Origin of the sequence: secondary endosymbiont of Ctenarytaina eucalypti (genome assembly GCF_000287335.1) — a bacterium.
Lineage (GTDB): Bacteria > Pseudomonadota > Gammaproteobacteria > Enterobacterales > Enterobacteriaceae.
In genome coordinates, this window is the sequence record NC_018419.1 from 1382319 (window position 1) to 1396809 (window position 14491).

5 protein-coding genes are annotated in these 14491 nt (G+C 42.8%); 1 reads left to right on the forward strand and 4 read right to left on the reverse strand.

The features are described 5' to 3' along the window. Positions 1 to 79: 79 nt before the first annotated feature. Positions 80 to 2710 carry an alanine--tRNA ligase gene (gene alaS / locus A359_RS03970; RefSeq protein ID WP_014888593.1) on the reverse strand — a complete coding sequence of 877 codons (2631 nt, stop codon included), beginning with the start codon at positions 2708 to 2710 and terminating at the stop codon, positions 80 to 82. A gap of 1030 nt (positions 2711 to 3740) precedes the next feature. Here alaS and pncC point away from each other — a divergent pair. After that, positions 3741 to 4253 carry a nicotinamide-nucleotide amidase gene (gene pncC, locus A359_RS03975; protein WP_160142742.1) on the forward strand — a complete coding sequence of 171 codons (513 nt, stop codon included), beginning with the start codon at positions 3741 to 3743 and terminating at the stop codon, positions 4251 to 4253. Positions 4254 to 5588: 1335 nt separating this feature from the next. Here the strand turns inward: pncC and A359_RS03980 are convergent. From A359_RS03980 to proQ, 3 genes are all read right to left on the reverse strand, one after another. Beyond that, the gene (locus A359_RS03980) at positions 5589 to 7319 is read right to left on the reverse strand and encodes a potassium/proton antiporter (RefSeq protein ID WP_014888595.1); all 1731 of its coding nucleotides are present in this window, start codon (positions 7317 to 7319) and stop codon (positions 5589 to 5591) included. Positions 7320 to 11038: 3719 nt separating this feature from the next. Continuing rightward, complete coding sequence (htpX, locus tag A359_RS03990) at positions 11039 to 11920, reverse strand: protease HtpX (protein ID WP_014888598.1); 882 nt, start codon at positions 11918 to 11920, stop codon at positions 11039 to 11041. A 1134-nt stretch (positions 11921 to 13054) separates the two neighbouring features. After that, positions 13055 to 13738, reverse strand: coding sequence for an RNA chaperone ProQ (gene proQ, locus A359_RS03995; RefSeq protein ID WP_014888599.1), 684 nt, complete (start codon positions 13736 to 13738; stop codon positions 13055 to 13057). Positions 13739 to 14491 lie beyond the last annotated feature (753 nt).

Genomic DNA, 14491 nt, shown 5'->3' on the forward strand with positions numbered 1-14491 from the left:
TTTTTGGAAGATTATTTATTTACGTGCTTTAATTGAACATAAGTTCATACTATTTATTATAACGCATTTTAAACTCTAGTCAGAGCTTTTCGATCAACATCTCATTTAAGCACGCCATTGCTACTGGCAATGCAGCGGTATCGCTACCCCCTCCCTGCGCCAGATCGGATCGTCCGCCGCCTTTTCCACCTATTTTTTTGGTAACGTAAGTAACAATATCATCTGCCTTAATCCGATCGGTCAAATCACTGGCTACGCTGGCTATCAAGCTCACTTTGCCTTCTGCCACAGTTACAAGAATGATGACTGCGGATCCTAATTGGTTTTTCAGATCGTTCACGATCCTGCGTAACATTTTCGATTCGACATTCTTAACTTGCCTTACTAGAACTTTGACTCCGTTGATGTCGCGCGCGTTATGGCCGATTAATGTGCTTTGCTGTGCAACTTGCAGGTTCTTTAATTTTTGGAGATCTTTATCTAGTTGGCGGCAGCGCACCTGCAATGCTAAGACTTTATCTGGTAGCGTATGACTGTCGCCTTTCACCAACTGCGAAATAAGATGCATTAAATCCCTCTGCCGCTGAACTACTCTTAATGCTTTTTCGCCAGTTATAGCTTCGACACGACGAATACCGGCAGCGCGGCCAGATTCCGATGTGATCGAGAACAAGCCAAGATCGCCGGTACGTCTAGCATGGGTCCCGCCACAAAGCTCGGTGGAGAAAGCGCCTATACGTACCATCCTAACCTTTTCCTCGTATTTTTCACCAAAAAGAGCTATGGCCCCGATATTTCGGGCATCTTCTAGTGCCATCAGATCGGTCTGTATGGATAAGTTATAGCGGATCTGCTGATTCACGATCTCTTCTACTCGACGGATCTGTGCTGATGTCATGGCCATATTATGAGAAAAATCGAAACGTAGGTATTGGTCGTTAACCAGCGACCCCTTCTGCCTGACATGTTCACCGAGAACTCGAATTAATGCTGTATGCAGTAAATGAGTAGCTGAATGATTCAAGCAGATTTGCTCACGGCGTTCCCTATCTACCTGTGCCGTGACCTTCGCTCCTAGCCTAAGTTCACCGTAGCTGAGTTGCCCGAAGTGACCAAGTGCCTTGCTATATTTCTGTGTATCCAAAACTTCGAAAAGCCCGTCAATAGATTTTAATTGGCCCCGGTCACCTACCTGTCCACCAGCTGTGCCATAGAACGGCGTTGCATCAAGCACTACTACGGCTTTGTCACCCTGAACAATGACTTCTCGCGGTTGGTCATTGAGGAACAGTGCGGTTACAACTGCCTGATGCATAAGTTTTTCATAGCCATAGAAATAGGTTTTTTCCTCGATATGCAGGATACTGTGGTGGTCAGCACCGAAACTGCTCGATTGACGCGCGCGGTTGCGCTGCGCTGCCATAGCGTGTTCAAAGCCAGCCGTATCGACGCCTCGGTTGCGTTCTTCGCAGATATCAATGGTTAAATCTAGAGGAAAACCATACGTATCATATAAATGGAAGGCAGTTTCTCCGTCGAGGGTTTTGCTAGTCAGTTTGTTTAGATGTGCCTCTAGCAACTTCAAGCCATGCTCAAGTGTTCTGGCAAACTGAGCTTCTTCGGCGTGCAGCACCTGCTCTATCATGATTCTTTGTCGCTGTAGCGGGCTTGCAGCACTGCCCATTACCTCGATAAGCGGCTCTGTCAGTTTATAGAAAAAGGTGTCACTGGCACCGAGCATCTTACCATGCCGAATCGCGCGGCGGATGATACGGCGAAGAACATAGCCCCGCCCTTCGTTGGACGGTATGACGCCATCGCTAATTAGGAAAGCGCAGGCGCGAATATGATCAGCGATAACTCGAAGTGATTTGCTATGAGGATTTCTAGCGTCTGTAGCCTGGGCAGCCGCAGCGATGAGTCTTTTGAATAAGTCGATATCATAATTAGAGTTAACGTGTTGTAGTACTGCGGCAATACGTTCTAACCCCATCCCAGTATCTACCGAGGGCTTTGGCAGCGGAAGTAAGGTGCCGTCAGCTTGTCGGTTGAATTGCATAAACACTAAGTTCCAGATCTCGATGTATCGATCGCCATTTTCTTCAGGAGTTCCCGGTAGACCGCCAGAAAGATGCTCTCCATGATCATAAAAGATTTCCGAGCAGGGGCCGCAGGGGCCGGTGTCTCCCATTTGCCAGAAATTATCAGAGGCATAGGGGCTACCTTTATTATCTCCGATACGGATGATGCGCTCGATCGGTACTCCAATCTCTCGGGCCCAGATATTGTAGGTTTCATCATCATTATTAGCATACACAGTCACCAATAGCTTGTCTTTTGGCACATTAAACCATTGCTCACTGGTCAACAGTTCCCACGCGAAACTAATAGCATTATGTTTGAAGTAATCGCCGAAGCTGAAATTTCCAAGCATCTCAAAAAAGGTGTGGTGGCGAGATGTGTAACCGACTTTTTCTAAATCATTATGCTTGCCGCCTGCTCGCACACAGCGCTGCGATGTAGCAGCGCTGTGGTAGGATCGTTGATCTAAGCCCAGGAACACATCCTTAAATTGGTTCATGCCAGCGTTGGTGAACAGCAATGTCGTATCGTTATCAGGCACCAGTGAGCTACTTTCTACTACCTGATGCCCTTTGCTATGGAAAAACTCGAGAAACGCTTGACGGATTTGATCGGTACTCTTATTCATAGTTGTTCCGAAAGTATGCAATAAAGATCTAATCTTGAACATAATCGTGAAGCAGTAAGATGCTGCAGTTGGGTTCATGATCATAAAAAGTGAGCATAAGATAAATTTTCTTTGATACGAAGTAAAATCCTGAACTTCATCTATATGATCAATGTCTATTGATAGACTAAATTTTGTTATAGAAAACTTGTAGTACTGAAGATCATGCTATTTTGTGCTTTTGGTTTACAGAATTTAACAAAGCCACTGCGCATGTTTTGCATTAGAATGGCAAATATCTGTAGCATACAATAACGGCATGAAGGTGGTGTTGCGCCCTTCCTGTCTCAAAGATCTGCATGATCTTAATTAAATAAGTTTCAATATTCAATAATTTAGCATATAATAAGCCCTATTTTAAAGGGATCCGAAGATGTATTACATTCCTAACAACTTATTATCTCCAAGTGCTTTCATTATTTCTATTACTTCACTCACCTATGCACCATAGAGACGCCAACTTAGATGATCTCCTGGTAGTTTTCTGAATCAGAAAATGGTATTTTTTAGAAAGTGAAAGAATGGGTTATAGCCCGCTTTAGATATTATTGCTGCCGTTCGGATGCTTATATTCAGCCGCGTGATGACTTTCACGGTATCATGCTGACTAATATTAACTACCTCTCTCGCCTGAAAGAGGATCAGAGGCCTGCGACTTTGCATTAGGGAATGCTTTGTAACGACACATTGTCAAAAATAATTATGTGCCGGCCTTGTTGCATACATAAATGTTATGCTATCGGTTTATTGAAATCATTGCTCTCTGGAGTTTAAACTCATGAAAAGAGACTTCATCCAAAAATAGCAGCCTCGCAAATACAATCTTCGTTTCTAAAGATCATAACAGAGCAGGATCATTTTGTATTATTCAATTAAAGTTAAAGAGCTTATATAACATACTGAAAATGAGACTGCCCAGTCCAAACACTTTGAATGTTTTACCTCGATGCAGGAGAAATATGATCAGATGCATGTGAATAATAAAAATGTTATACACAACAATGAACTCTATGCTCTCAGCGTGCTGCTGGGCACAACGTTAAAACGAGAAAAAAAGTGGATTACCTGTGCAGAGTCCTGCACAGGTGGCTGGGTAGCGAAGATGATTACCGATGTTGCTGGTAGCTCTAACTGGTTTAAGTGTGGCTTTGTGACTTATAGCAATCAGGCAAAAATCGATTTGCTCAATGTCCGACACGGGACTATTGAACAACACGGTGCGGTAAGCGACGCAGTGGTAAAGGAGATGGCCTGCGGCGCGCTCCGCGCTGCTTCCGCTGATTACGCGGTGGCCATCAGCGGTATCGCTGGCCCCGATGGGGGGACGGTTGAAAAACCTGTGGGGATGGTCTGGTTCGGTTTCGCCCTCGCTGAGGGCGCTCTCTTTTCTCAGCTTATGCATTTAGAGGGCGATCGCAACTCGGTGCGCCGTCAAGCAGTGCATCTCGCGCTTGGAATGTTATTTGCAACATCTTCCGAACATGCGCTCTGTCCAGCACTGTGAGCCTTTATAGATGCCGCCAGGCATGCTGAATCATGTTTTGAATCTAACACATAGAGTTTGTGTTGGTAGCGCGAAGAACGATTTTGCTGAGATTCGGCAGGCCATTTGCATTTTTAATAGATTTCATTTGGTTAAGCGCTTGCATTAGTGACAGACAGAACTACTTTTATTTAGGGTAGCATTGTTACAAGACTCAGGTGCTATAACAGCATACGAGAAAAACATGTTGTCCCGCTAGCAGGTTTTAGTAGATTGCACTTAATACTACTTTAAATATGTCATGTTCTTTTAAACCATAACCTCATAATTTTAATAAATTTGTTTAATAAGTCGATATTGTACTTTGAGTATTCGCTCAGCATCTTATGTGTGTTGTACACAATTTTCTTCATGAGAGAAAATAAAATTTATGATCGCTCAACAAGAGAAAAATGATGCATAGCGGCATGAAGCATTACAATATGTTAACCTGAAAGTTCGCTCGCAGAGCTATAACACGTAGAAAAACGTATAGTAGGCCATAACCGCTATTTTCTAGTAGCCAGTGCATTCTAGGAAACATTACGATTATTTTTATGCACTGAATTGATCTTTTACTTATACTGACTACTACTTTTAAAGTGGATTGAGACCGCATCAGATTGCAATGATAAACTGTACTAGTACGCTGCCTGCCGATGCGTTCGCAATAATTTCTATCGATTACTAATTAAATGCTCTCAACGTTAATAACGATCCCCATATTTATGATGCTCGATGTACTAGAATATGCGATATAGTGCTTTTTCTCGGAAACAAGATCATTTATGAATCAGGCTGAACCTGAGAAAGGGTTTGATTATCGCCGGTACACTTCTGAAGAATCGTAAACTATCGCCAGATCATTCGCTAATAAATTATCGGAAAGCATCGGCGAGTTATGAAAACAGCAGATCCGTACTCTAAAAGATGAAAAAATAAGATAACATATAAGCCATCAACCCTAAATGGACAAAAACCGAAATACCATATTAGACGCCTCAGCGAGCTTCAGAAGCAGTGACCTGTCTATCTGGCAGCAGCGTTCTCTAAAAAATCGCTAGTTATTAGCATAACTATCCATTCTAGTAGTCAATTAGCACAAAAATTGATCGGAGCATAACTTTTGTGGGTTCTCGAAAGGTCCAGCGTACCAAGAAAATGGTATGCCTCTGGCTTTCTTGAATCAGCGCCTTTAAAGATCAGCTGTTTTCAGAACACTCTATCGCGCCATCCTACGATAGACTTCAGTTAGGAGCTGATTTCTATCAGCTATATCCGTTTATGCTAGCACTGCCTCGTCGGGGCGGTGCTGGTTTATGATGTATCATTGGCGATCTTAATACCAATTTTACTGACCTTGTGCTCTTCTTTTTCTGCAATAGTCCATACAACACCTTCTGCGATGACATTATCACCTACTACCGGCTCGCCCCCACCCAGCAATGCCATAACAAACTGGCCGAGATTTAGTTCGTTATCTACTTCCTCGGCAAATTGTAGGCCGTAAATAGATGAAACATCGCATAAGCGTGCGTGGGCTTCCAGTATGAAATCTCCGAAGAAACGCTGGTCCAGCGCAATGGTTGGGGATTGGCTGAATAGCCTTCCTAACGCAGGCAAGTCACGTTCTCGTCCAATCACACAAAGCACATCACCTTCGCGAAGCCGGATGTTGGCTGTAAGATGAAGGAGTATGTTATCACGAAACAATGCAGCGATGCGTGTATGGCGAGGCATTGTAAGATCACGTAATGCTGCGCCCACGCACCAGTTTTCATTCCCTAATTGATAAATAAACTGCTCCCAGGGGTTTTCCGGATGTATATCCATTCCAACGCGCGAAATCGGGGACGTAGTAGGAGGTACAACTACTTTCGCCAAGCGGGCGGCGAAGCCCAATGAGGTTCCCTGTAGCAGAAGGGAAATCAGAACGATAAAAAATGCTACATTAAAATATAAGGGGGCGTTGTCAAGACCGGCCATCATGGGAAATACCGCTAAAATGATTGGGACCGCTCCGCGTAGTCCAATCCAGGATAGAACAAACCGTTCAGGAGTAGTATAGTGGCGAAATGGTAGAAGACCGACGAAGATTGAAAGCGGACGTGCTACTAGCATTAGCCAAAGCGACAAAATAAGCGCCGGAATAGCAATCATCCATAAGTCGCTAGGCGTGACCAAAAGTCCTAATACCAAAAACATGCAGATCTGGCTAAGCCAGGCCATGCCGTCAAAAGTTTGTAAAATACCGTATCGGTTGCGTATTGGCCGGTTGCCTAGAACAAAACCGCATAAATAAACTGCCAGAATACCGCTGCCTTCCAGGGCCGTGGTCAAAGCGAAAATCATAATGCCACCGCTCACGGCTAGTAGCGGATATAGCCCGTTGGCTAGCGAGATGCGGTTAATGATCTGCTGCAATAACCACCCGCCACCCATACCCATGCATACACCTAGGCCAAATTCGCGGATAAGGTGCGCTAAAAATAGCCAATCAAGATGGGTTTGCCCCTTTTGAATCATAGCGATAAGCGTTATAGTTAAAAATACTGCCATTGGATCATTGCTGCCCGACTCTATCTCAAGTGTCGAAGTAATACGTTCATTTAAGCCCTTATCGCCTAAAAGCGAAAATACTGCTGCGGCATCGGTGGAACCTACAATGGCACCTATAAGCATGCCTTCAATCATATCTAGTCTAAATAGCCATGCCGCGACCATGCCGGTTAAGCCGGCAGTGATAATCACCCCGACCGTGGCGAGCGATAGTGACGGCCAAAGAGCAACTCGAAACGCAGTAGCGCGGGTACGCATGCCTCCATCTAGCAAAATCACCGCTAGTGCTAGGTTGCTAATAAGATACGCTACAGGATAGTTATCAAAGGCGATACCGCCTGGGCCATCGACCCCTGCCAGCATACCAATAGCCAAAAAAATAACCAGAATAGGGATACCAAGATGTGAGGAAAAAGCGCTAAGAAGGATGCCTCCTCCCACCAATATCGAACCAATAATAAACAAACTTATAATGGTGCTGCTGTCCAAACGCGGTCTCCTTGTAATTGTGTTTATTGTAGACTCTGTCTTTGCCTGGCAAAGCGGCGTGATGACCTTTTAATATTTACCATAACTGCCTAGCTGCAAGCATCGGTACTATGACTTGCAAAGGGCAGGCAGGTTAGACCTGGCTACCGAATGTATCGTTCGTTTTAACCTCTTACGGAAAAAGGGGAAGCGGGCCGGAGCCGGAGGATCTTTGTCGGGCACTCGATTAAACTACCCTTTTTATTCTCAACAAAAAAGTCGTTTTTTCGCGTTAATTTTTACCCATATATGAAAAACTGTCTTGTTCAGGGCCGCACTTTCCTTTGTAGTCGTACAGTACGACGAAATAACCGAGGTTAGTGATGACTCGGATTTTCTCATAACAACAGGAGAGTCATACATCATGACATGATTTTGCTATCCATTTTTTTGCTTTTTTTATGATCAGGTCTTTTACGAGAAAGATGTTTGATCTCAAGACGCATATTCAAGTTATGTCGTACTACCTTCTAGTTATGTTGTGTACTGATTACATGATTAACCAGGCTTAAAAAAGAGCACCCTAAACAGGTCATTGATAAAATATGTAAAAGCTATATTGAATTTTCTTAACAATTCAAATGGTCTGATATCGTTTCTACTTAGATAAGACGCGTGACGTAAGGCTCGAATTTTTATGTCATTATTTTTGTCTCAAATATTCATTTAGGATTATCTGTATGAGCTATGCAAAGGTCATGTTGACTGACTTTCAAAATAGACAATTAATGAGGGGAAAACCATTAGTTGTTGAATATGCGATTATTTTTTAATTAGTGTTACGCCCTCGGTGCTATTCTTAGGTGATGCGGATGGTATGCGAGATTTTTAATAGAGTCATCCATTGACACTATTATTGCTACATAACTCTCACCATCTTCTTTGCCTGTATATCCAAAGGCGAACATCATTAGATGATTATTGCCTTGTATTTATCACTGGACTGGGACTGTTTTTGGCCAGTGAAAGCAAGCACTAATCGACTGTTTTGATAAAGCATGATTACTGCTTTTTAGGTCCTGACGTGCAACTACATAGTTAGGCTTATGGTATAGCGCTGCTGAATATCATGCATTTGGCTACGGTAGCTATAGATGATTTAGGCACTGCCTTAACACAGCATCATGAGGGTAACTTGTATCGTAAGCGCTTCTCCTCACCTCTGCGCGGATGTTTCGGTATTCTGCTTTATAAAATCTGGCAGCGCCAGTGTAGGTGATACCAAGCTACCCATGATCATAGAGCATTTAATGCTTTACGTTGTTTCGTGTAAGGAACACACCGGCCTCCATGCTTTACAGTTTTCGACATGCTGAAGGGGGTGGCATTTTAAAGGCCTTTACTAAACAGTTCAAGGGCGATAATATCAACGAATCAAGGAATGATTTTACAGCATCTTGATATCGTTATATTAAAAAACTATCCTTTAGCAATTAATCAACAAAGAGCAGTGTCTGTATCTAAGGGGCCTTATCAGCTTTCAAAGCAACTGGAGACATTATTGTACTGCACGGCCTGTAGCGAGAGGCTAAGTCCGGATTGTATAATTAGCAAAATTTTGAGAGTGTTATCTTCGGAAAAGGTAATTAGTTACTTTCTTTAAAAGTAGTGCTGTGATTCATGAAAAAAATAGCTGATGTATCTATTTATAGTCCAATAGACTCATGCGGCCTTAGAGGGCGTGAGTATTAGTGAGCCAGGTTGTCATGCCCATGCTTCTATAAAGCCTATGAATTGAAATGAAGGTAGTTAACCGCTTGCATGATGACTGCAATTTCTGTTTTTCAAAATATATGTTAGGCGATATCCCATCTCTAACCGCCTTTGACGTATTTTTTAAAATGCAGCAGAAAAATATGCAGACGAATACTCAATATCAGTGGAGTCTGCCTTGATACAGCGTAATGTATTGCAATATCTATAAGACTTATGTGTATGTTTGGTTGAGTGATCTTGGTATCTAAAATATATCTAAAACATTTTTCACCATAGCATGAAGTTAAAATCTTAATTGCTTGCAATCAGATTTTGATTGAATGAAATTTTATTACTTGCATTATATGCGGTCAGATGGTCTCGACCATTGCCATAGTGTATTCTGAAAATTAGAGGAATAAAGCAATCAATAAGGCTGAGTTATGCCCGAACAGGTTCGCATTCGTTGGCGATTAGGGAATGAATAGTGGTTTTTCCTTTCTAGTTTAACTCTGTGCAGTCTCGCATACCATGACTGGAGGTGTATGTATGCGCCCCAGCCAGTAGCTTCCACCTTCGCGCTAGCTTGAGCCCTTATAGGAGGGTTGAAACTTCTGCGAACACGGACAATATAGAGTCGTACCTAAGACACTCGCATCGTTGCAACACCATTAGTAGTGCAGTACACAATATAGTCAATAATGCAATATAAAATTGCATTCTGATGTATTATCAAATGGTGTTATTTTCAACGTTATCTTTCCTTAATTATATGACAGTATCGCTCTGTAGTTATCGAGCTATTTGATTAAATCCAATATCATTAGATGGTAATCTTCACAATACTAGGTTAAAACCTATCATACCTGTTGGGAAACATAACAGTTAATTCTATATTCCTCCATAGGGGTGATAGGAGACACGCAACCTAGAGGTAAAGGAGGCCGTGCTTTTTTGACTATTTGCATGCATCGAGCCTAAGATAAAATACTACCATTTGCTTGTTTCGGACTCGGCGATGGCAGCACTGGCATATTATATGCAGTTGTTGAGACAGAGTGGATTCCGTATTTTCTTTTTATGTTCGAAGGAGCCTCTAGAAGTGCAGACTGACGCTAGGATTTGTGAGTCGCGGCCCTCCTCGCGCGTTTTCTATCTAGCCTGTTTTAGCTTAAGCAGCTAAACAACTAGACTCAAACAAACTGGTGTTTGAGTTAATATATTTACTTTAAGAATTCTTAGAAGTCATATCCGTTCAGTCTTGAGAGCATCTATCAATCCTTTTTTACCTTTCCTATTTTCGCATTGACTCTTCGGATGCAATAAGATGTCTCTATCTAAAAAATAGCAGAAGATCGGTTAATCAAGCTCAAGAGACCGCGATCCTAACGTAGCGGGACGTGTTGTAATATCCCACTGGGTGTTAAAACTATCAGCACCATAGCGACGCTTGTGCTAATAAGCGTGGAGGCAAGAAGCGACCTACCTTGGAAGCGCGTAGGTTATCACTGGTACTTATAAGTTGAAAGCTATTTTCTTTGTAAAAAATACAGTACTGATCTGAATTTAATAGTCTAATAATAGCTATTATAGCTAGTGACGTACTGCACAGTCTACTGTTCTCAAATAAGGAGGATGCTTTAATAGTCGTCCGACTCTACTGCTTATACCAATACCGGCAGCAGGGGTATATAATATTCACAGCCTGGCTTGCTGTTGCTGTAATAGTTTGTATACATAGGCTATTCTGCTGATTAGTAGTACTGGCATCTAGTTTTGTGCGCAGGGAGTCAACCGTGAAATTATTTAGCGTTACAATAACGAACTCTACAGGAGGTCGTGGTTCTACAGTAAGAGCGGGCATTTTCAAGAAGCTGCAGAGAGAGATTTTACTCTTTCTCGGCAGAGCTGTTCGTATTTTTATAGTTACCATTACGAGGTGTGTTGTGATGCGTCTCCTGCAGGTGTTAGCCTCCGTAATTTTCTTATTTCAAGTAGGTGCCAGAACGGAGTGCCTCGATTCGTCTATCTAGCGAGGGATGTGACATAAATAGTTCGCTAAAGGTTTTATTACGGCCATTGATACAAAAAGCAAGTATGCTTTTGGCTTCCTGGGGCTCGCCGCTGGTCTTTAGCCGCTGAAGTGCTGCAATCATTTTTTTACGCCCTACTAACTTAGCCGAACCAGCATCAGCATGGAATTCACGGTGACGCGAGAACCATAGTGTAATTATGCTCGCCAAGACTCCAAACACCAACTCAAGCACCATGGAGATGGTAAAATAAACCAGAGAATTACCATTGCTATGTTCGCTCTCATCGCGATCTGACGAAATGAACCCTGCCGTTAACTGCGCTAGGATTCGCGATATAAAAATGACGAACGTGTTTACCACGCCCTGCATTAACGTCATAGTCACCATATCACCACTTGCTATATGGCTAATTTCATGAGCGAGGACAGCCTCGGCTTCATCGTGGTTCATATTCTGAAGCAGACCGGTACTGACGGCCAACAGCGAAGCATTACGCGTTGCGCCGGTAGCAAAAGCGTTGATATCAACCGCATGATAAACCGCTACTTGCGGCATAGCGATATTAGCCTGCTGCGCTTGCTGGCGGACTGTATTTATCAGCCAACGTTCAGTGTCATTACGCGGTTGCTTAATCACTTCGCCGCGAACGGAGTGCAGTGCCATAAATTTTGACATTAATAGCGAAATGAAAGCCCCGCCAAATCCAAACAAGGCGGCCATTATCATTAACCCAGCGGCACTGGAAGATTGGATCCCGGTGAGGCTCAGTACAATACCGAACACCAGCATCACAGCCAGGTTCGTCAGCAGGAAAAGAGCGATACGCATCATAAAATGTCAGGTTCCTCGGAAAATAATTACGCTGATTGCGTAGCCCTACTTTAGGGTCTTTGAGGAGTTTTTCAAGCATTACGCGGGGCTAAGTCGACAAACATACATAACTTTACATTTCATCAGGTGTTGACTCCCAGCTTTGCTGGGAAGTGTCGAAAAGTCGGCGGTTTAAGGGGTTATTGTGCACTTACCATTACACTGCCGTCTTGTTATGGGATACTATAGTTACTTCTGCCCGTGCTGTAAAAAAGCGCCCTCTTGTTAGAGCTCTAGCTTCCGGTTGATAAGGAGCGGGGGCTTAATTTTGATTCGCGTGAATAAGGTCGTAACGCGAGGTAGCTTCTTGAATGTACTTCTCATTCAAGATCCTTAACGATGCGCGCCAGGCCGCTTGAAACAGCCGGGTCGAGAATAGATTCCAATTTTCTTTAATTTTGATAGCTCTGATTCAGGTGGGTATGAATGAGCTATTATATAACACGTTGTTATTGAGAGCGATCGCTGTTAAATCGATAATAGTTCTGAAGCTTGTTTTGCATTGAATCTAGCATCGGCCATACTCGACGCAACATCTGATGATGAATGAAGTAGCGCGCATGGTCTATCTGTACAGTGTTCTTATCGCAGATCTGCTCAGATTTGCTCATCCCACATCGAGCTTAAAGGTAATTTTCGAGTGCGGCTGTACGCGTAGTGAATTGCAATGACGTCGTGTCCGTTGAAAGTGATAGGCGTGCTCCTGAGCTAGTAGGATACCGCTGAGACTCGAATCAAAGCTTTCCCAAGATATTATACATCGGGGATTATAACGTGACGTTTACGAATCTTGAGCACTTAAGTTAATTTAAATTTTTGAGCAGGGAAAATGCTGTAGGATTTAAAGGGACTAAGAATCTGTCTCTGTGGTCAATGATGTTTCCGCAATGATCGAAAATGTTCTGGGCGAAAGACGATTCTAGAGCAAACGTTACCTGACCCGCTCACCTACTGTCTACTGCCGTACTATGCTGCTTTCAACTTCGGAAGCAGATCATCTTATGTGATGTATGCTGTCGCCATTTCTACGGGACAGCGTACATCAAAGGTGATGATCTGCTCTCTGTAAAAGATATTGGCCCTGTCTTGCCGGTCTCAAGATAAGAGCTGAAGGTCTTCTTCTCGTATTATCACGGCCATTCCGGAAGAAAGTTGTATATGTACTCCTGCTTTTCCGATGTTTAGGATGATTGCTTGTATGGGATTTTTACCAATTTTAACTTTGATCGTTTGTCCAACTCTAAAACTATCCAGGCTAGTGACGGCTAAGGTTTTTACAGCGCGTGTCGTTTGCCGAACTGAAACGCTAGGATTTGCTTTTTTAAGATGGGGAATGCAAGTGGTTTCGGGCTTACTTTTTCTAGCTTGGTTGAATAAATCGGCACCATGCAGCGTAGCCGCATTATCGTTTATGCGCGTTTTCGGTTCTTCAGCGGCGAGCTGCAGCTGAACTCTGGCTTTAGCGTCCGTTAATGTTTTGCGTGCATGTTCAACATGCTGCGTTTCCATCGCACCGCAGGGGTTACCAGCGAGATCAATGCGCTGCACGCCAATCTTTATTTCATTGAGGTAACGCCAGGTTGAAACATACCGGTGTAATGCGGAACGCAGTTGCGTCTTACTGATATTCTCTTCGCCCTGAACCTGTTCAACCAAATCCTGAAAGATACCGATCTTTAACGGTTTAGCTTTACCTTGGGTAGTGAAGCAGAGAGGGAAGCGATTCGCTAAAAATTTAATCACTTCTTTTTTGCTCTTCAGTTTAGTTTTGTTGTTCATTAACTTTCCTCATCACAACGGTTGCGCCAACTAGCGTAGGCATGAACAGACGTTATTAGAATGACACCATCGGAAAATGCCACGTAATCCGTATATCATGATCAAGTCTGAGTGTTCAATGTGAGCATATTGATGCTATCTAACGGCCGGAAGAACTAATCAATACCGCTTGAGTGTATCTTGATCATCCCACTCAAAGCGATGAGAGATCGTTCTATCGATATCTAAAGCGTGTTTTATTAGTTTATGCCATTGAAATAGGCAGTGCGATTTTAAAAGGATAGTATGTGAATAATTGATATTATCTACTTTTTTAGTGAGAGGTTATGCAGTGCGATACCATCAGCATCTGATATTAGGTGCCTCATGTAACGCCACGTCTTGAAGCTATAGTGAAAAAGTTCTGGTGCTATCTTTGCTATCTAGGTATTGCATGAGATGTAGGATAGTCATCATTGATATGCCAATGAACTTCTCTTTAGATCAGTGACAATCATTGCCCATTAGGTATTAGCCTAAATATTATACTGATGAATTAAAAAAAGAACATTCCTAAAGCAGGCTGTAGATAGTGCAGTTTTGAACGCTCTGGTTCTTATCTTTTTTGAGGGCTTGATAAACTCTTAAGAATTATTCTCCTCTGGTATAAACTTCTAGTAGAGCATTCTGCCTCTTGAACTTTCCGTTATTTAATAGGGTTTAATTGCATGATTTTTTAAAAAAAATAATTGGTTTATCGAATAAACGCGACGT